At 62.3% G+C, this 19,600-nt stretch carries 16 protein-coding genes; 8 read left to right on the top strand and 8 right to left on the bottom strand.

What is annotated here, in order from left to right; translation table 11 throughout:
• Window positions 1-39 precede the first annotated feature (39 nt).
• Complete coding sequence (locus tag AT959_RS11305; protein WP_066883160.1) at window positions 40-5,712, bottom strand: alpha-2-macroglobulin family protein; 5,673 nt, start codon at window positions 5,710-5,712, stop codon at window positions 40-42.
• 138 nt (window positions 5,713-5,850) lie between these two features.
• On the opposite strand from AT959_RS11305, the gene AT959_RS11300 reads away from it, so the two are divergent.
• Window positions 5,851-6,165: a hypothetical protein gene (locus AT959_RS11300; RefSeq protein ID WP_153131179.1), complete on the top strand. Its 315-nt coding sequence runs from the start codon at window positions 5,851-5,853 to the stop codon at window positions 6,163-6,165.
• Window positions 6,166-6,199: 34 nt separating this feature from the next.
• Here AT959_RS11300 and AT959_RS11295 read toward each other — a convergent pair whose 3' ends face one another.
• Together AT959_RS11295 and paeA are read right to left on the bottom strand one after the other, a co-directional pair.
• Window positions 6,200-6,790 carry a DUF4124 domain-containing protein gene (locus AT959_RS11295; protein ID WP_066883156.1) on the bottom strand — a complete coding sequence of 197 codons (591 nt, stop codon included), beginning with the start codon at window positions 6,788-6,790 and terminating at the stop codon, window positions 6,200-6,202.
• A 100-nt stretch (window positions 6,791-6,890) separates the two neighbouring features.
• Window positions 6,891-8,180 (bottom strand): polyamine export protein PaeA, encoded by a 1,290-nt coding sequence (gene paeA / locus AT959_RS11290; protein ID WP_205629899.1) that lies wholly within the window; start codon window positions 8,178-8,180, stop codon window positions 6,891-6,893.
• Window positions 8,181-8,486: 306 nt separating this feature from the next.
• Here paeA and paaX point away from each other — a divergent pair, with 306 nt between their 5' ends.
• The gene (gene paaX / locus AT959_RS11285; RefSeq protein WP_066883154.1) at window positions 8,487-9,434 is read left to right on the top strand and encodes a phenylacetic acid degradation operon negative regulatory protein PaaX; all 948 of its coding nucleotides are present in this window, start codon (window positions 8,487-8,489) and stop codon (window positions 9,432-9,434) included.
• 32 nt (window positions 9,435-9,466) lie between these two features.
• Here the strand turns inward: paaX and AT959_RS11280 are convergent, their stop codons facing one another.
• Entirely contained in the window at window positions 9,467-9,826 is a 360-nt protein-coding gene (locus tag AT959_RS11280; protein WP_066883152.1) for a hypothetical protein, read from the bottom strand.
• 154 nt (window positions 9,827-9,980) lie between these two features.
• On the opposite strand from AT959_RS11280, the gene AT959_RS11275 reads away from it, so the two are divergent.
• From AT959_RS11275 to AT959_RS11260, 5 genes are all read left to right on the top strand, one after another.
• Window positions 9,981-12,713 (top strand): type VI secretion system Vgr family protein, encoded by a 2,733-nt coding sequence (locus tag AT959_RS11275; RefSeq protein WP_066883150.1) that lies wholly within the window; start codon window positions 9,981-9,983, stop codon window positions 12,711-12,713.
• A 1-nt stretch (window position 12,714) separates the two neighbouring features.
• Window positions 12,715-13,410, top strand: coding sequence for a hypothetical protein (locus AT959_RS20530; RefSeq protein WP_083518356.1), 696 nt, complete (start codon window positions 12,715-12,717; stop codon window positions 13,408-13,410).
• Window positions 13,407-13,847 (top strand): hypothetical protein, encoded by a 441-nt coding sequence (locus AT959_RS11270; RefSeq protein WP_066883148.1) that lies wholly within the window; start codon window positions 13,407-13,409, stop codon window positions 13,845-13,847. Before AT959_RS20530 ends, AT959_RS11270 begins: the two co-directional genes overlap by 4 nt.
• Window positions 13,848-14,183: 336 nt before the next feature.
• Window positions 14,184-15,140, top strand: coding sequence for a hypothetical protein (locus AT959_RS11265; protein ID WP_066883145.1), 957 nt, complete (start codon window positions 14,184-14,186; stop codon window positions 15,138-15,140).
• A 206-nt stretch (window positions 15,141-15,346) separates the two neighbouring features.
• Window positions 15,347-15,646, top strand: a complete 300-nt coding sequence (locus AT959_RS11260) for a hypothetical protein (protein WP_157651280.1) — start codon at window positions 15,347-15,349, stop codon at window positions 15,644-15,646.
• Window positions 15,647-15,745: 99 nt separating this feature from the next.
• Here AT959_RS11260 and paaY read toward each other — a convergent pair whose 3' ends face one another.
• Complete coding sequence (gene paaY / locus AT959_RS11255; RefSeq protein WP_066883141.1) at window positions 15,746-16,369, bottom strand: phenylacetic acid degradation protein PaaY; 624 nt, start codon at window positions 16,367-16,369, stop codon at window positions 15,746-15,748.
• 74 nt (window positions 16,370-16,443) lie between these two features.
• Here paaY and AT959_RS11250 point away from each other — a divergent pair, with 74 nt between their 5' ends.
• Window positions 16,444-17,244, top strand: coding sequence for an IclR family transcriptional regulator (locus AT959_RS11250; RefSeq protein ID WP_066883139.1), 801 nt, complete (start codon window positions 16,444-16,446; stop codon window positions 17,242-17,244).
• On the opposite strand, the gene AT959_RS11245 is transcribed toward AT959_RS11250, so the two are convergent.
• The 3 genes from AT959_RS11245 to AT959_RS11235 all read right to left on the bottom strand — a co-directional run bounded on the left by AT959_RS11245 (window position 17,241) and on the right by AT959_RS11235 (window position 19,510).
• Window positions 17,241-17,498, bottom strand: coding sequence for a ubiquitin family protein (locus tag AT959_RS11245; RefSeq protein WP_066883138.1), 258 nt, complete (start codon window positions 17,496-17,498; stop codon window positions 17,241-17,243). The two genes, AT959_RS11250 and AT959_RS11245, sit on opposite strands and share 4 nt — an antisense overlap.
• A 13-nt stretch (window positions 17,499-17,511) precedes the next feature.
• Window positions 17,512-18,660, bottom strand: coding sequence for a WD40/YVTN/BNR-like repeat-containing protein (locus AT959_RS11240; RefSeq protein WP_066883136.1), 1,149 nt, complete (start codon window positions 18,658-18,660; stop codon window positions 17,512-17,514).
• A gap of 67 nt (window positions 18,661-18,727) precedes the next feature.
• On the bottom strand, window positions 18,728-19,510 hold the full coding sequence (locus AT959_RS11235) for an enoyl-CoA hydratase/isomerase family protein (RefSeq protein WP_066883134.1): 783 nt from the start codon (window positions 19,508-19,510) through the stop codon (window positions 18,728-18,730).
• Between the last annotated feature and the right edge of the window lie 90 nt (window positions 19,511-19,600).

Below are 19,600 nucleotides of genomic sequence, written 5' to 3'. Positions count from 1 at the left end.
TTGCCGGATGTTTCCCGGGGCCGGTGCGTAGCTTTTTTACTATTCGCTAACCACGACCCTTCCGTTTGGCAACTCGCCGAACACATCCGGTGCGTACATCGCTTCGACCCGGGTCGGTGGCAGGGCAAAGTTGCCGGCGTTGTTCAGGCGCAGCGTGTAGTCGATGGTGAAGCGGCCCTTGGGCAGCATCGCGTAGTAGGCGCGGTAGGCGCTGAAGCTGCGTTCGACGTAGGTCGGCCAGGTGCCCCGCTGCTGGCGGTTTTCGCCGAGGCCGGCGATGGCCGAGTCGCGGCCGTCGCCGTCGCCCATGATGCGGGCGCCGGCCGGGATCGGGTCGGTCAGCGCGACCCAGCTCATGTCGTGGTCGGCCTCGACGCTCAGCGTGACGCGCCAGAGGTCGCCGCGGCTGACCTTGCCCGGCGTTTTTTCGTGCAGCGGCGTCACCTGGCGGCTGATCCGGTAGCCCATCTGGCGGGCCGGGCCGTCCGGGATGGCGGCGAGCAGTTGCACCGTGGCCCAGGGTTTGCCGTTGCCGTCGTGGCGGATCGCCAGCTTGTCGTCCTTGCCCGGCGGGGTTGGCCAGGGCAGGGCGAGCGGGGCGCTGCCGGCCTTGTTCCAGTCGAGTTCGGCCTTGGCCTTGCCCAGTGTGGCGAGCGTGCTGCCGCTGACCGGCTCGCGCTCGAACTTCTGTGCGAAGCGGTCCAGCGTCACCCGCGCCCAGGCGTTGGCGGTGGTGGTCAGCCAGCGGCCGCGGACCTGGCGTTCCATCGCACCTTGCAGCAGGCGCGGCAGATCGTCCTGCCATTCCGGCTGGTCGAGCATGGCTTCGATCAGCCGGAAGGCATTGGCGTCGCCGTTAAGCATCATCCACCACCAGTAATCCTCGCGTTCGCTGGTGAAGACGAGGCGGCCGCCGGCATAGCTCAGGCGATTGCGCAGTTCCTGGCGGGCTTCGGCCAGTTTCCGCTCGCGTTGCGGCAACTCGTGCAGGCGCTGGACGATCTGCACCCAGTCGATCAACGAGGCGGTCGGCAGGCGCAGCGGGTCGATGTCGAGCCCGGCGGCGACGCGGGTCGGCTGTTGGCCTTGCCGGCTCAGGGCTTGCAGGGCGTTGAGCCGGCGCTGCGGCAAGTAGTCGGCCGGCGCCCATTCGTTGCTCTTTATACGCCCCTCGACGTAGGCGGTCAGGCCCTGCAGCATGCGCTGGCGGCTGTCTTCGGGGAGGCTGAAGCCGGCCAGCGTGACGAGGTCGAGGATGTAGGCGGTCAGCGTCACGCTGCCGCTGCTGCCCGGGAAGTAACTGGCCAGGCCGTTGCCGTCGAGGTAGCCGGGCAGCGTCTCGGCGATGGCTTGCCAGCGCTTTTCGTCGTGCAGGCCGACGGCGATCGAGATTTTCTGTTCCAGGCAGCTGAACGGATAGTCCTCGAAGAAGCGTTTCAGGCCGGGCGGCGGCGTGGCGAGTCGGGGCGACAGGCTGATTTCCAGCCCGCCCTTGCCGGGCAGTGCGCCGGCCGGTTGTGTGACGGCGACTTCGTAGGGGCCGGCGAGGCGGGTGAAAGTCGCCTGTTGCACGCTGACCGGTACGGCGGGGATGATCTGTTGGGTCAGGCGCAGCGTGTCCTGGCCGTTGCCGCCTTCTTCGCGGGCGCTGAATTCCCATTGCTGGCTGCTGACGCCTTCGGCCGCCTTGACGTTCCAGCTCAGTTCGCCGGCGCTTTCCGGGGCCAGCGTCAGCTTTTGCCCGGCGAGCGAATTTGCCCCGTTTTTGCCGTTGACCGCAAGAGTCATCGTACGGGCGGTGCCGTTGCGTAGCGTCAGCATGGCCTTGAAGCTGTCGCCTTCGCGGACCAGCGGCGGCAGGCTGGAGATGATCTGCAGGTCCTGTTTGGTTCTGACCGAGGCGCTGCCGGTCCCGAACAGGCCGGCGCCGGCGGTGGCGACGCCGACCAGTCGGAACTCGCTGAGCGAGTCGTTCATCGTCAGTTTCAGCGTCGCCGTGCCATTGGCGTCGAGCCTGACTCGCGGCTGCCATTGGAGCAGGGTGTCGAACAGTTCGCGGGCCGGGGCGCGGCCGCCACCACCACCGGGCGGCAGGGCTTTCTTGCCGAAGTGGCGCTTGCCGATCACCATCGCCTGCGCGGTGGCGGTCTGCACTTCGTAGCCACGCTTTTGCAGCATGGCGTCGAGCAGATTCCAGCTGTCGTTCGGGCGCAGTTCGAGCAGGGCCTGATCGACGGCAGCGAAGGCGACCTCGGTGCCGGCCGGGGCGGGCTTGCCGTCCGGCGTCGTCACCTTGATCTTCACCGTCGCTTCCTCGCGCGGCCGGTAATCGCTCTTGTCAGCGCTGATCTCGACCTTCAGTTTGAAGCCCTCGGTGCCGACGGCGATCTGGCCGAGGCCGAGGCGATAGGCCGGTTTGGCCAGGTCGACCATGGCCGTCGGCTGCTCCGGGTTCCACCATTCCCGGAACCAGCTACTCGGCTCGCGCCAGCCCCACTGGAAGAAGCTGTACCACTTGAGCGGCTCGACCCGGCCGCGCACGGCGAGCACCGAGACGAAGACATTCGGCCCCCAGTCGGCCTTGACCGGCAGTTCGACGGTCGGCTTGAAGCGCGACAGCGGCTGGACGAAGCTTTCGATGATGCCGCTGGCCTCCACCGAAATCAGCGCCGTCGCCTCGCGGAAGGGCGTGCGGACCTGCAAGCGGGCGGTCTCGCCGGGCGCGTAGGCCTTCTTTTCCGGGATGACGTCGATGCGGTCCTGGTTGCCGGCGGTGAACCACAGGTCGCCGCTGCCGGCCACCCAGTAGCTGGTGCCGGCGCGCGCGACATTGCCCTGGCTGTCCTTCGCCTCGGCCAGCAGGTAGATCGAGCCGGCCTCGCCGGCCTTCAGTTCGCAAAGCAGCAGGCCGCGGCTGTCGGTGCGGCCGGCGCAGACTTCGCCGATTTCCTTGTACTCGGTGCTGTTCTCGTAGGCGTAATAGCCGCCGACGATACGCCGGCGGTGGCTGTAGTCGATGCGGCGCTTGGCCTTGACGCTGATCGCCTGGCCGGCCAGCGGCTGGCCGGCGGTGTCGAGGGCGACGACTTCGAGGCGGTTCTGGCCAGCGGTCGAGGCCCAGTCGGCGACCTTGAGGCCGAGGGTCAGGCCGGCCGGCCACAGTTCGACGCGGCCGCGGAGGGTCTGGATTTCGCCGTTCGGGTCGGCGAAGCTCATTTCGGCATAGACCTCGCTCGGCCCCTTCGGCTTGGCCGGCAGCGCGACGTCGAGCTTGCCGGCGCCGGCCTGGTCGAGCTTGACGGCCTGCTTGTCGAGAATCAGCGTTTCCTCCTCACGGCCGTCGTCGACCTTGAAGGCGGCGCGGGCCTCTTCGTCGAAATTGATCTGGAAGTTGTAGCCCTCGTAATTCCGGTACTCCGGCCAGCGCGGGCGCAGCGTCGCCGAAACCTGCACTTCGGCATGCTTGGCGGCGCCGCCGTTGAGGAAGGCGAGGCCGAGCGCCAGCGGCACCTTGGCCGGTGCCACCTGGCGGCCCGGCACGCCCTGCACGCTGCCGGTGAAGACGGGTAGCCGGAAATCGGCGACGCGGATTTCGCCGCTGGCAATTTCGCCGCGCTTGCCGCCGGCAAGGGCGATGTCGTAGGTGCCGAGTTTGGCGGATTCCGGCACTTTCCAAGTGTTGACCGCAGCCGCCTGGGTATCCCAACTTACAGGCTGGGTGAATTCGGTGCCGCTTTCACGGTGGCGGATGACCAGCTTGTCGGGCAGTGTCGCCAGTTCTGGCAGCGCAAATCCCCGGCTGTTGCGGCTGCGCGCGATGTGCTTCATCGACACCGTCTGGCCCTGGCGGAACAGGCTGCGGTCGAGAATGCTGTGGATCTTGAAGTCGCCGCTTTCGCCCCAGGTTTCGACGCCGAAGCGCCAGGGCTCGATGCCCTCGTTCCAGTCGGAGCGGACGAAGCTGTAGTCGCCGTTCAGGCGGGCGCTGGCGAACAGGAAGCTGGCGCTGTTGCGGCAGTTCGGGGTGCGCAGCGCGTGGTCGACCAGGGCACGGCCGAGGCGGTCGGTCTTGCCCTGCCACAGCGCAGATCCGTCGCAGCCGGATATGCGCACCTCGGCCTCGGCCACCGGCTGGCCGGAATCGAGCGCGGTGACCCAGACCAGCGCGTTGTCGCGGCCGGTTTTCAGATGCACGGCCAGGTTGGTGACCAGCGCCGCGGCGCGTACGTACATCGGCTTCGGCGTGGCGAGCAGCGCCGTACCGAGCAACTGGCTCTCGATTTCGACGATGTGGTAGCCCGGCTTGCCGAGCGGAATGCCGATTACCTCGAACTCGCTGCTGCCGCCCGGCTTGGGCAGTTCCTGCTTGCTGACGCCGGGGCGTTTGGCGAGGAAGGAGAGTTCGCGGGCGTAGTAGGGGTCGAAGCGCTCCTCGCGCTTGCCGTCGATCTCCAGGCGGACCTTGGCGGTCTGCTGCTCGAATTTCTCCAGGGCCAGCATGGCGGCGATGACGTCGGCGTCCTCGGTCAGCCGCTGCTCGCTGAAGCGATGGCTGCCGGGCAGCGCGAGGCGGCCGGTCTTCAGGCTGCTCTCGACATTGCGCAGAGTGACCGGCAGCAGGCCGCCTTCCTTCAGTTCGACAATGCCGAAACTGCCGGGGAATTTGGCCAACGGCGGCAGCTTGCCGGTTCGGGTCGGCAGCGGAAAACTGGCCGCATTGCTCAGCGGCCGGCCGGCTTCATCCTTGAGGCCGGCCGGGATCTCCAGCGTCAGCTCGGCGCTCTGCGGGAAGGGCGGGGCGAAGCTGAGCGAGCGGAAGACCGCTTCCTGCTCGCCGTTTCTCTGGTTCGGGTCGAGCGGACGGCGCGGGCCGTCGCCGGTCAACAAGCGGAATTTGCCCAAAAGCCGGGCGTCGAAACCGGCATTGAAAGTCAGCGTGATGGCCGAAAGGGGGGAGCAGGGCGCGCCGGCCTTTTCCCGTTCGCAGCTAAGGGTGGCCTTGAACGGCTCGCGCACCTTATAGATGAAGCTTTCCTCCTTCTCGCTCGGCGTGCCGTTGCGGGCCTGGATGCCTTTGCCCCAGACCAGTTTCATCTTGCTGCCGGCCGGCAGGTTCTGGCTGCAGCTGACGACCAGGGCATCGCGGCTCATGCCGCCGGCGAGGTCGAGCACGGCGGCGCGGATTTCCGAACTGACCGGGCGGGCCGGTATGCGCTGGCCGATACCGTCGGCCTCGCACCACAGGTTGCCCTCCAGCGATTTGGCATCGAGCGGGCCGCCACCATTGATGACGAAGGCCTGGTCTTCCTCGATCGACGATCCGGGACTTGGTTGCAGGCGCCAGGGGCGCGGCGCGGCACCAAAGAACTCGAAACGGCTCTTGCCGCTCAGGGTTTCGCCATTGCCTGCGGTCAACCCGCTTTTCAGGGCAAAAATGCAGCGTTCGCCGGGCTGTAACGGGCGCGCCATCTGCCAGGCCCAGCTGCGCGCATCGATCCAGCGGCCTTCGCCGGCGATGCCGGCGCAGTCGATGCTGAACGGTGCCGCAGCAGTACTCTCGCCCAACTTGACCATGTCGGCGCTGAAGCGCGCCGTCACCCGGCTTTGCTCGGCGACCTTGCCCTGGGGCTGGAACTGCTGGACCGTGGCGGCCTGGGCCTGTAGCACGGCGAGCAAGAGGCTGGCGAGGGTGAGGCGGTGGCGATTTTTCATGGGCGCAGGGGGCGGGCGGACGGTGGATGGACATGCCTTGGGCATTCGGCGAGTTTGCCACAGATGCCATGGCAATCGACAGCGCCGGTGGCCCCGGCTATCCTCCGCGCTTTATCGAACAAAGCGGGGATGTGGAAGATGGGACAGGCAAAAAATCGCGGCAGTCAGGCCGAACGGATCGCCCAGGCGCAGGCCAAGCTCGAGGCGACGCGCCCCGAGAAACTAGTCTGCAACGGCTGTGGTGGCGACGTGACGACGATCAACCCGGTCAGCACGCGTGGCCTACGCGGCCTCGATGCGATCTGGGTTGGCCAGTGCGAGTGCGGTCAGACGACGTTCGCGGCGAGTGGCGAACCGAAGGCGGTGGAAGCCTTCTTCTTTGCGCTCAGCGAAAATACCGAGCTGACGCTGGGCAGCCAGAGCAAGGACGGCGCGGAACACAAGACGGCCTGAGTTCGTAACACCGAGGGGGACGCCGGAGCCCCGCTCAGCGGGATTTATTCTTGCTGTTCGGTGGATAGATGGAAACCGGCGGGCCGGCGGGCGGTCCGGGATTCACGTCCGGCCTCGGATGGGGATGTGGCATGGGGCGCGGATAACCGATGCCGCCGTAGCCATAGCCAGGGACGGTCATCGGGACCGGCACATAGACCGGCTGGGCCTGCGGATTACTGCGGCAGGCAGCTTCCAGGTAGGCGCGCTGATTTACTTCGAGAGCCTGCCGGTCGAGATCGCGCAGGCATTCATCGACACTGCGCCCAGTGCCGACGTTGGCGCTGCCTGCTGCTTGCCGCTGGCTGGCCTGGCGCTGACGCTCGGCGGCCTCTTCGGCCCGTTGTGCCGCTTCGCGTTTCTCGACGTAATCGCGCATCCGTTCGGCATCCCGTTCGGCCTGCTGGCGATTGGCTTCCGGGACTTGCTCGTCGGGCAGGGTCTTCAGGGTACTGGCCGTACTTGCGCAGGGCGTGTTGGCAATTTCGACCCGGCCATCGGCGGTCCGGCATTTATAGACTTCACCCCAAGCCGGGCCGGCCACCAGCAGCGCCGAAAGCGTCAGCAGCGAAATCCAGTGCGTCATGGTTGTGGCCTTTGCGGAATGAGGAAACAAGTCGAATTGAGCGAATTTTTGGGCGTATCACGGCGGTAGACAATGCCTGGCGGCGTTTTATCCCGGCCCTTTAGCTGTCCAGGCGGGTGACCAGCAACTGGTCGATCTTGTGGTTGTCGATGTCGATCACTTCGAACTTGTAGCCGGCATGAACGACGCTGTCGGTCGGTCGCGGCACCTTGCGCAGCACGTACATCAGGAAGCCGGCGATGGTTTCGAACTGGTCGTCGTCCGGGAAAGGCTCGATGTTGAGTGCCAGTTCGAGATCGCCGACCGGCGTCAGGCCATCGACCAGCCAGGAATTGGCATCGCGCTGGATGATCTGTTCGTCGGCCGGGGCCAGCATCGAATTGCCCATCAACGTACTGGTCACGTCGTTCAGCGTGATTAGACCGACGATCAGCCCGTACTCGTTGGTGATCAGTGCGAAATCCTCGCGCATGGCCTTGAACTGCTCGATGATCTCGGCCAGGGTCAGCGTTTCGGGCAGCACCAGCACGTTGCGCAGCAGGCCGTCGCCGCGCAGCGAGAGGGCTTCGCCATTGAGCAGGCGACTGAGGATGTCCTTCGAGTCGACGTAGCCGATGACGTGGTCGATGCCGCCGCGACAGACCGGGAACTTGGCGTGCGGTTCGGCGCTGATCCGAGCGCGAATGGTCTCCTCGCTGTCCTGGCGTTCGAGCCAGACGATATTCTCGCGCGCCGTCATCGTCGACGGCGCGGTGCGGATTTCCAGCTCGAAGACGTTTTCGATCATCTGCCGCTCCTGGCGCGCGACGACGCCGGCTTCGGCGCCGGCATTGGCCATCGCGACGATGTCTTCCGGCGTGACATCTTCCGGGCGGGTGGCCGGCAGGCCGAGCAGGGCAATGACACGGGTGGCGATGCCGTTGAAGGCCCAGATCAGCGGGGTCAGCACTTTCAGGCTGAACAGCATCGGGCCGGCGATGCGTAGCGCAATGCGTTCCGGGGCGGCGATGGCGATTCGTTTCGGGATCAGGTCGGCAATCAGGATGAAGGCAGCGGTGACCAGCAGGAAGGAACTGAGCGAGCCGAGCAGGTCGGCTGTTTCAGGCGCCACCAGTTGGCCGAACAGGCTGGAGAAGGCGGGGGCGTAGGCCTCTTCGCCGAGGACGCCGGCGAGGATGGCGACGGCGTTGAGGCCGATCTGGATCGCCGTGAAGAAATGGCCGGGCTGGTTTTGCAAGGCGAGCACCGCCACAGCCCGCGCCTCGCCTTCGTCGCGGAGCTGTTCGAGCTTGAGTTTGCGGGCGGCAGCCAGCGAGATTTCCGAGATCGAGCAGAAGGCGCTGGCCAGGATCAGCAGCAGGATGATCAGCGTATTTTCAAGCAGGCCCATGTCATTTGCCGGAGATTAAAGCCCGAGGCAGCCGGGGATGCCCCGACTTTAGCCGGGCCTGCGCTCGGCGGCAATGCGTTGGCGTACTGGTTTTATGTGCTGTAAGTGCTACCAAAAATACTTATATCAATAAAAAACTGTATCGAATTGTGTCGGATTAACGGATAATCTTCGAAATTATCGCGTATTTTGCTATGCTTTCACCTCGCTGAAAATGATACGCCGGCAAGGGATAAAACAGGCATTCAATGTCGGGCCGGCCCTCCAATAATCGCTATTGAACCTTCAGGTCTGCGCCGCCAACCCGTGAGCAACTCCATCCAAAATCGTCTGGACGAATTCAGGCAACAACGCCGCGTGCAGGCTGCTTCCCTGATCATTTCCGTGTTCGGCGATGCAATCCTGCCGCGCGGCGGCCGCATCTGGCTGGGCAGCCTGATCCGCCTGCTCGAACCGCTGGAACTCAACGAGCGCCTGATCCGCACCTCGGTCTTCCGCCTGGCCAAGGACGAGTGGCTGCGGACCGAAACCCATGGCCGGCGCGCCGATTATGTGCTGACTTCGTCCGGGCGCCGGCGTTTCGAAGAGGCCTCGCGCCACATTTACGCCTCGCACGCGCCACTCTGGGACCGCCGCTGGCGGCTGATTCTGGTCGTTGGCGAACTGGAAACCAAGGCCCGCGAGCAGGTCAAGCGCGCCCTGTTCTGGCAGGGTTTTGGCGCCCTGGGGGCGGATTGCTTCGTGCACCCCAGTGCCGAACTGTCCAGCGTACTCGATGCGCTGATTGCCGAAGGCCTGGCCGACTCGCTGGGGGCCTTGCTGCCGCTGTTCGCGGCCGATTCGCGCTCGGCGCAGTCGGCCAGCGACTCCGACCTGGTCCGCCGAGCCTGGGACCTGGGTGCCTTGGCCGAGGCCTATGCCGCTTTCGTGGCGGTGTACCAGCCGATCCTGACCGATTTGCAGCGTGACAATCTGGACGAAGTCAGCGAGCAGGATGCCTTCCTGCTGCGCACCGTGCTGATTCACGATTATCGCCGCCTGCTGCTGCGCGACCCGGAGCTGCCGGAAGTCCTGCTGCCCGCCGATTGGCCTGGCCAACAGGCCCGCCTGCTCTGCAAGGAGTTGTACAAGCGCCTTGAGCCGCTGTCCAATCGTCATCTCGACAAGCTGCTCTGCCTGGCCGACGGTAGTGTGCCGGCCGAGGATGCCGCCTTTGCCGAGCGTTTTTCGCAGTACGACCCGCTGGGCAGCTAAGCTGGGCCGAGAGCTGCGGAATCCGGGGCGCCTTACTTCAAATTCCGCTTGCGGACGATCGGCGGCACGAACTTGACGGAAAACCGCCAGCCTTCCGGCATTGCCTTGACGATCAGGGCTTTCGAGTTGGCCCCCTCCTCGAAGATCGGTCCCGCCCCGGCCAGTTCGATGGCCCCGATCCCCTTGATGACGCAGGCGCCGGGCAGGGTAACGAAAGCCGACTCGGCGGCGACCAGGATGAATTGTCCTTCCTTCGATTCCGAGCAGGACAAGCCCTTGGGTACGCTGGCTGGGTCGTGCTTCCAGGCCGTGCGCAGATCGTCGAGGCCCTTGATCAATTCGGCGGTGGTTTTGACGGCGAGTGCGACTTCGCAAGATTTCGTATGGCTCATTCGTTTTCGCCTGCATTAAATAGTTGGCCCCATTCTAGTCTTCGTTCCTGCGCTCGCCGCGGCAAAAGCGCACCTTCCGGCTTTGCTAAACCCCTTGACCGTCTTGCCATCGTCATGATGCAATCGCATTCTTTTGGCATATTCGGTCAGCCCAATGTCGCCCATCTCCTTGCTCGATACACTGTTTTCGCAGCATGCCCGCCTGCTGGAAATCAAGACCGCGCTACCCGATGCCGCACTGCTCGTCGAGCGGTTTTCGGGTCGGGAAGGCATTTCGGAAGCCTTCCGCTTCGAAATCGATTGTGTTTCAAGCAACGCCCATTTCGATCTCAGACAGCTCCTTGGTGAAGAGATCACCCTGCGCCTGTTGCAGGCCGACGGCAGCAAACGCTCGTGGCATGGCTATGTCACCGAGGCCGTGCAACTTGGCGCCGATGGCGGCTTGGCCCGCTACCGGCTGGTGATGGAGCCATTCCTGGCCTTTCTTGGCCAGCGTCGAGACAATTACCTGTTCCAGGACAAAACCGTCCTCGATATCCTGGGCCAGATCCTGAGCGACTACCCCGAGGCAAACTGGCGCAGTCAGGTCACCCAGAAACTGCGTACCCACAGTCTTTCGATCCAGCATCGGGAGACTGACCTGGCCTACGTTCGCCGCCTGCTGGCCGAGGAAGGGCTCTCCTTCCGCTTCGAACACAACCAGCAGGCCGCCGCCGGCGACGACGCTACGCATGCCCGGCATCAGCTGATCATTTTCGATCGTGAAACGGAGCTACCGGCCAATTTGCAACCGGAAATCCGCTTTCACCGCGGCAATGCCACCGAAAGCAGCGATACCCTCGATCTCTGGCAGGAAAGCCGCAGCGTTCTCCCCAACGCTGTTTCCGTTGCCGGCTGGGACTACAAAACGTTGGTCGCGACAAGTGCCGATGCCAAGAGCTGCTTTGACAACGGCGAACTGCCCCGCCTCGAAATCCATGACGCCTCCCGGGCCTACCGCTTCGAGGACAGTGCGGCAGCCCAATTACGTACCGACCTCATGCTGGCCGCCCAGGAGGCGCGCTATCGCCGTTTCAGCGGCGCCGGCAGCGTGCGCCAACTGGCCGAAGGGACGCGCTTCACGCTGACCCAGCATGAAGCGCATGCCGGTGAACAGGCCCGCTTCACGGTCCTCGCCGTTGATCACCACGGCGCCAACAACCTCGGCGCCCAGGCCGCCGAATTGCTCGGCAGCACCGACGTCGAGGCCGGCAGCTACCGCAGCCAACTGACGGCCCAGCCGGCCGGGATCGCCGTCGTCCCCGAAATCATTGCCAAACCCGTTGCCCGGCCGCAGAGTGCCCTCGTCGTCGGGCTGCCCGGCAGCGTGCTGACCACGGAGCGCGATCACCGGATCAAGATCCAGTTTCCCTGGCAGCGCGGCGCCTCGGCCAATCCCGGCGGACTGGTCGACAACGGCCCGCGCTCGGCTGGCAAGACCGGCAACGCACCGGGCAACGACCAATCCGGCACCTGGGTCCGGGTCGCCGAATGGCAAGCCGGCGCCAACTGGGGCAGCCACTTCCTGCCCCGTATCGGCACCGAGGTCCTGGTCGATTTTGTCGATGGCGACATCGACCGCCCGGTCATCGTCGGCCAGGCCTACAACGGCGCCGATCTGCCGCCGTTCAGCGCCGGCCACGAAGCCGGTGCCAACCACCCCGGCGTACTCTCCGGCTGGATGAGTCACAACTTTGAAGAAGGGCATAACCAGTGGGTCATCGACGACGCCCCGCAACAACTGCGTACCCGCCTGGCCACCAGCGAAAATGCCGGGCAACTGGGGCTCGGCCACCTGATTCACCAGTCGCCCGACAGCGCCAGCCGGGGCGCCTGGCGCGGCAGCGGCTTTGAACTCCGCACCGACGGCTGGCTGGTCGTCCGGGCCGGCGAAGGCATGCTGATCTCGGCCAGCGCACGGGCCAATGCACAGAGCAGTCAACTGGACATCGCCGAAGCCGTTGCCCAGCTCAAAGCTGCCGAGCAAACCGCCAAGGCGCTGTCCGAGGCGGCGGCGACACAAACCGCGCTGCCGCTCCAGGTCAATCAGGCGCAAAGCGACTTGATTGCTGCGGTCGACCCGGCAAAACAAGGCAAATTCACCGCCAGTGTCGCCGGCCAGCCGGCCCGCAAAGCCAAGCCCGGCAGTCGCGAACTGGGCGAGCCTACCGAGCGTTTCGCCGAACCCTTCATCCTCGGCGAAGCCCCGGCCGACATCGGCTTCGCCAGCCCGGCCAGTACGCTGCTCTTTGCCGGCGAACACCTGCACGCCACCGTGCAACAGGACCTCCACATCGCCAGCGCCCACACCTTCGCCACCACCGTCGGCGAGGGAGTCAGCTGGTTCAGCCACGGCGGCGGCATCAAAAGCATCGCCCAGGCCGGGGTGCACAGCATCCAGGCCAACACCGACGAGATGGAAATCCTGGCCGACCAATCCCTCACCATTACCAGCAGCAACGACGAGATCCATATCCTGGCCAAGGAAAAGATCGTGCTGCAGGCCGGGCAAAGCTCAGTGACGCTCGAAGGCGGCAACATCACCTTCGCCTGCCCGGGGAAATTCTCGGTAAAGGGGAATGGGCATGCGTTTGTGGGGCCGGGGAAGGGGGCTGCACCATTGGATAGGCTGCCAGACTCAAGGGTGAAGTTATTTGATGAACAAGGTCGTGCGATGCATTCGGAAACTGGACAGCCTATCGCTGAGATGCCATACAAAATCGTGACGGGAGATGGCGAGGTTTTTTATGGATTTACCGATCATGACGGGAAAACCATGCGCGTTGGATCTGCCGAGCCTACAGCGATAAAGGTTTATTGGGGTGAAAAGCCACCCGTCGAGGCATAAAATGGCTAGTGGACAGAAACCATTTGAAGCGACTACCAACAATACGCCTAAGAGTGTTGCCGAGGACAAGCTCAAGCCAAAAGCAGAGATACATATTTTGGTGGGAGGTGCTTACACTGATTCGTCAGGGGAGGAACATAGATACGGGCATACCGCGCTACGCGTAAAAACGAGAGCATCTGATTTGACTTATGATTTTGGGCGTTATGGGAAAGTAACCGGAACCTTTGGTGAGAGTGGTGACGGCATACTCCGAGTATGGAGCTCTTTTCAACCCTATATAAACGGAGAGGTTGCGCTGCAGCGAAAAACGACCGGATTTGTATATGGCGTTTTTGATCATGAAGGTGATTTGTCGAACAGTTATTTCAACGGCCTTATGAAATCTGGGAAATTGATTGAAGGCAAGAGTAATCCCCAAAAAAATGTCTACAGGCTCGCTACTGATTACCATGCACTTGGACCCAATTGCACAACATTGAGTTTGGATGCTGCCAAGCAAGCTATTCCAAAAATTGACCGAGGATCTGAAAGGTATAACAAGCCTGAAGATGTATTGAGCTTTGCGGAAAGGTTGGCGTTGAAGGCAAAAGGAGGGGCGTCTCGACTATTCTTGCCTGCTAATTTGCTGAAATTTTTACATTCAGAGGATGCCGTAAAGCCTCTGCGTATAGATGTTTACGGTACTGGAAAATGAACAAAATCGGAAAGATAGTTGGTTTTGCTGCTGTTTTTATAATTCTATTGTTTTCTGCAAATAACTTAATTTTTAGGCGTGATTCAATGACGAAAGTACACAGGCTTGAATACCCGTTGATGTTGTCAAGCAATATCGGGTCAAAAAATTTGCATATGCTTCCGCGAGGGACGGTGTTGTATTTTGATAAGTCTTACCCAGAGGGTTTTACACGATACAAGGTTTATATAAACGTAGATCGCACGCCATTAAAGCTCGAAGACTTGGCAGATCCAACCGAAATCGACCCTATTGATGCGGCGGTGCCGAGTAAAGATGATCTCTTGAAGTTATTAAACGATTACCCGCTAACAAAAGGCGACCTTGAGTCAATTTTAAGCTCAAAGAGGCTGTCAAAAGATGAGGTGAAAGAAGTGCTTGGTAATTATATTCGGTGATTTTGATCTGGCGTTAAGGTGATCTATTTTGAGTTTTTGGGTGGTTTTAAAATAATAATTTAATCGTTCTTGGAGCCTTGCTCGGAGTTAAGTGAGGGTGGTTGCATATTTAAATTTTTGATGTGATAAAAATCAGGAGTAAAGGAAATTTCCTTCGCTGTTATTTGATGAGCGCATACTTCATTTGCTACGTAACAGAAAATTTTTGCCTCCTGCCGCGAACTCTGCTGGTCTATATGCTTTCTAAGCCAGAAAGCATGGCGCACGTTTCGGCTACGAAGTTCGGGAGTTTCCATTGTCCGAAAGCCGGCCGGCTTGTCGAGAAAGGGGTACCCCATGCGCTTGCCACTGATCATCGCATCAATACTCTGCTCGGTGATTTACTCATCCACCAGCTTCGCAGGGCCGCAGAAAAAGCCGGTGAACAGCCGCAAGCTCGGCCTGACCATCAAGGTGGAAGGAGAGGGCTGGGGCAGCGCGCGCAAGGAGATGATCGAGAGCGTGCTCTATTCAGTTGCCGACGAATTGATGTCGAGACTGCCGAAGAAGCTGGTGGTGCCGATTGTCGTCACGCATACGGACAGCAATCCGGTAGCGCTCTACGAGCGTGGCGAAAAAGGCGAGTATCGGGTGGAGTTGCATGCCCGGGGGGAGAACTGGCATCTATACACCTACGAGTTTGCCCATGAGTTGTGCCACATCCTGTCGAACTATGAAGAAAATGCTCGGCCAGGGAACAGCAAATACAACCAGTGGTTTGAGGAAACCCTCTGCGAAACCGCGTCGCTTTACACGCTGAAAAACCTGGCGGCGACCTGGGAAAAAAATCCGCCATCACCCGACTGGAGGAAGGAAACAGAAAAACTCAACCGGTTTTTCGACCTGCTGATTGCCGAAGGACATCGTCAGCTTCCACCACACGCGCCGCTGGCCGAGTGGTTGATGAGCAATGAGGAAAGGTTGCGGCAGAATCCCTATCTGCGGGAAAAAAATGAAGTGGTGGCTAATCTGTTGCTGCCCTTGTTTCAGAGCGATCCGGAGAACTGGTCGTCGCTGTCCTACCTGAATCTGGAGCCCGGCGATGCGAGCAGCAGCTTGCAGGATTATCTTCGCAATTGGTATCTGAATGCGCCGCCTGAACATAAGACTTTCATCGCCGATGTGCTGGCCTTGTTCGATATGCGGGATGTGATCATCGACGCTATTCCGGGCGAGGGAACCTTGCTTGCGGTGGCCGATACTTCTCAGGCGATGAGTGCGGCTGCGTTGCAGAAGATGCAGGACAAAAAGTGAGGATCGGGGCCGTTTTTTTTGTGCTGAAACACGAACCATTCTTATGCGGCGAAATCTTATCCTTATCCTGAAATGACTCAGACTGCAAATATCGTAGTGTGAGTCGTAGTCGATTCAGGCGGACGACCGACAACCGAGGAAATATCGGGAGGTCGACATTTTGACGATGTCACTTCAAGGGAGGATTTGATCCTAGGAGAAACATCATGAGAAAAACTACTTTTTCAGCACTTGCTTGTGGCGTGATGATTGGTCTGTTCGTACCCGTAGGTACGGTTAGCGCTGCAGACGAGCATGATCGTATTCAGGCGCACCTGGGTGATGGCCCGTTCATCTATTCAGGAAGCGCCATGGATGTAAAGCATGAATCCTGGTCGACCCCACAAGGGGCACAGGGTCCGATTCGCTCCGACATGACCGAGGACAAGAGCCTCCAGAGCGAGAGGGAAGCTGCACAGCGAGCCATGGACAAGAAACTGTTCCCGCTCAATGCAGAGGGTGGCTGAACGTTCGGTACGCAAATTTGGAACGCCGAGTCTAAACAGTCAGCTAAAGAACCAAAGAGTATTTTTCAGCTAAGAAAAGCCGGGCAGAGCCGGCTTTTCTCATTCTTGCCGCCCTGGATTTTTTAGCTGGGTCAGCGGCACCACATCCGGCATCTCGATGCGCTTGCGGTTGGCTTCGATTGTCGTCAGCGGCGTCGTTTCAACCATCGTTGCCAGGCAGCGCCTGGTCAGTTCCTGGTAAGTGCGGGTGCCATCGGCTTTCCAGCCCATTTCCTGGTCGGAAAGGGGGCGGATGACCTTGGCCGGCACGCCGGCGACCAGTGAGCGCGGCGGCACTTCCTGGCTGGCCTTGACGAAGGCGGAGGCAGCGACGATGCTCGATTCGCCGATGATCGCGTTGTCCATGATCACGGCGTTCATGCCAACCAGGGCATTCTTGCCGATCCGGCAGCCGTGCAGCACGGCGCCATGCCCGATATGGCCATTCTCTTCGACCACTGTATCGGTGCCGGGAAAGCCATGCATGACGCAGGTGTCCTGCAGGTTGGCGCCGGCTTCCAGGATCAGGCGGCCGAAATCGCCGCGCAGGCTGGCGCAGGGCCCGACATAACAGCCGGGGCCGACGATGACATCGCCGATCAGCACGGCACTCGGATGCACGTAGGCGGTGGGATCGACGACCGGGACGATGCCGTCGATAGCATAAACGCGTAGTGGGGTCATATTTGGGCTCTTTCTCGGTTCGGTTATGTTGTATTATAGAACGAGTTTTGAATAACGGAATTTAGAGGCAGGCCATGAGCGATGAATTGGAAGGCAAACACGGAGTCCAGTCACTGGAAGTCGGCATGAGCATTCTGCGCGCCATGGCCGACGGCCAGCGCTCGATGATGCTGAAGGATATTGCCGCGGCGGCCGACATGCCGGCCTCCAAGGCGCACCGCTACCTGGTCAGCCTGATCCGGGCCGGCCTGGTCGATCAGGACCCGATGACCTCGCGCTACGATCTCGGCACCTTCGCGCTCAATCTCGGTCTGGTCGCCCTCGACCGGCTGGATCGGGTCCGGCTCGGCCTTAACGTCATCGCCGAGATGCGCGACGAGATCAACCAGACCACCGCACTGGCGGTGTGGGGTGACAAGGGGCCGGTCATCGTGCGTTGGGAGCGGCCGCGCCGGCCGATCACAGTGAACGTCATTACCGGCACGGTGCTCGATCTGCTGATGTCGGCAACCGGCCGGGTCTTTGCCGCCTGGATGCCGAAAAAAATCATCGCGCCGCTGCTCGCCGAGGAGTTGAAGCAGCCGGCGCTGCCGCCGGAATTGAAGAGCAAGGCAGGCGTCGAGGCCCTGCTGACCGAGATTCGCGCCCGCGGCTACGCGGCGACCAATGGTCAGCACAGGGTTGCCGGCGTCGAAGCCGTCGCCGCGCCGGTCTTCAATTTCAAGAACGAAATCACGATGTCCCTGCTGGTGGTGGGCGTCCAGGGGATGTTCGATACCAGCCCGGAAGGGGAGGTCGTCAAAAGCCTGCTCCGGCACGCCGAGGCGCTCTCCTTGCGGCTCGGGGCGCACGGCGAAGCCAAGGTGCCGACCTAGCCACCGCTCAAGGCCTGGACGATGAGCAGTTCGCCGTCCGCCGCCAGCGGCGTCGCCAGATCGAACAGCATGGCGTGCTGGTAAAACAGCCGGATGTGCCGGCGAATCTGTCCCTGTTCATCGACCATGCGAAAGCGGATGCCGGGAAACTGTCGTTCGAGATCGTCGAATAGTGCCGCCACTGTCGTGCCTGTCGCATCGACCCAGGGCCGGCCGGTATAGGAATGCAGGGCGCTCGGGATCAGCACACGCATCGGGGTCGCCCATTCAGCCCGGATAGGCCGTCTCGACGGCATAAATCTCCGGCAGGTGACGTGCCAGGCAGCTCCACTGCCGGCCTTCGTCCAGGCTATGCCACAACTCGCCGCTGGTCGTGCCGAAATAGAGGCCGATGCTGTCCTGCCGATCCGCTGTCATCGCTTGTCGTTTGACCGTCCACCATGCCTGGCTGGCCGGCAAGCCAGCATCGTGGCGCTGCCAGCTGCTGCCACCGTCGCGTGTCGCATAAACCGCCGGGCGGCCGCCCGGGCTGGTGCGCGGCCAGACTTCGGTGCCGTCCATCGGGAAGACCCAGGCCGTACGGTCGTCGCGCGGGTGCAGCACCAGTGGAAAGCCGATGTCGCCGACTTCCGTCGGCAGGTTGCGGCCGATGCGTACCCAGATGCTCCCCGGCCGGTCGAGCCGGTAGATGCCGCAATGGTTCTGCTGGTAGAGGCGGTCCGGATTGCTTGGGCACAGGCGTACGCAGTGCGGATCATGAAAGCTGATATCCGTCGGATCGAAACCTTCGACCACGTCCATGCCATCGACCAGCGGCACGAAGCTTTGCCCGCCATCGCGTGACTCATGGACGCCGCCGCCCGACATCGCGAAGTAGAGGTGTTGCGCATCGTGCGGATCGACGATGATCGAATGCAGTTTCGGCCCGTCCGGTGTGCCGTCCTGCACCGTGCCGAACCACTGGCGGTACTGCGGGTCGTCGTTGATGCAGGAAAAGGGTGCCCAGTTCATGCCGCCATCGGTCGAGCGGAATAGCCCCTGCGGCGAAGTGCCGGCGTACCAGACGCCGGGCTCGGCGGCGTGGCCCGGTGCCAGCCAGAAGGTGTGATCGACCGAACGCGCCGCCAGTCCGTTGGCGGCCGGCCCGAAGGCCGGCGGTTTGGCCGCTTCCTGCCAGCTTTGCCCGAGGTCGGTCGAGCGGAAGATGGTCGGCCCGAGGTGGCCGGCTTTCGCTGCCGCCAGCAGCGTGCGGCCGTCGCGCGGGTCGAGCACCAGGTGGTTGATGATATGGCCGAGAAAATGCGGGCCATCGACCCGCCAGGATTGTCGCGCCGCATCGCCGTGATAGAGCCAGGCACCCTTGCGGGTCGCCACCAGCAGCACCAGATGATCCGGTTTTGTATTTTGTGCGCTCATCGTTTGCTCCTTGTTACGGGCATTCGTAGAGCATTTGACTATGCTGGCGGGCGAAGTTCGGTTTACCTCAGGCCAGCCAGCCCGGCGGCCGCTTGTCGAGGAAGGCGGCGATGCCGTCCTTGGCTTCTTCGGTGGCACGCTGGCGGGCGATGCGCTGGGCCGTTTCCTCACTGACGGAATCGTCGATTTTTCGGCCGTTGACCGCAGCAATCAGTTCCTTGGCCGCTTTCTGCGCCAGCGGGCCGCCTTGCAGCAATGCTTCGACCATTTGGCCGACGCAGGCATCGAGCTCCGCACCGTCCACGACTTCGCCGACCAGGCCGATGGCCAGCGCCCGTTCGGCGCTGATCCGCTCGCCACTCTGGAAATAGCGCAGCGCGTGGCGCGGGCCGATGGCGCGCAGCACGTAGGGGCTGATTGCCGAGGGGATGATGCCGAACTTCACTTCCGAGGTCGAAAAAACTGCGTCCGTGCTTGCCACCGCCATGTCGCAGGCGGCCGTCAGGCCGGTGCCGCCGCCCAGCGCGGCGCCCTGGACGCGGGCGATGGTCGGCTTGCTCATACCGGACAGGGTGCGCAGCATGCCGGCGAAGCGACGGGCATCCTCGACGTTCTGATCATGGCTGAACTGGGCGGCGCGCTTCATCCAGTTGAGGTCGGCGCCGGCCGAGAAATGCTTGCCGCGGCCGCCGAGGACGACGATACGGACGCCCGGGTCGGCGTCGAGTTCGTGGCAGGCCATCGTCAGTTCGTCGATCAGCTGTTCGTCGAAGGCATTGAAGACGGCCGGGCGGTTCATCCAGATGGTGGCAACCTTGCCGGCGCGTTCGATTTCGAGGGTTTGGTACATGGCGGACCTCAGCGGTTCTTGAAGCTCGGCTTGCGCTTCTCGGCGAAGGCGGCCATGCCTTCCTTCTGGTCTTCGAGCGCGAAGGCGGCG

Origin of the sequence: Dechloromonas denitrificans, from assembly GCF_001551835.1 — a bacterium.
In the GTDB taxonomy this organism is placed as follows: Bacteria; Pseudomonadota; Gammaproteobacteria; order Burkholderiales; family Rhodocyclaceae; genus Azonexus; species Azonexus denitrificans.
The sequence above is the reverse complement of the archived record's forward strand: the minus strand, read 5'-3'. Positions and strand labels throughout refer to the sequence as shown.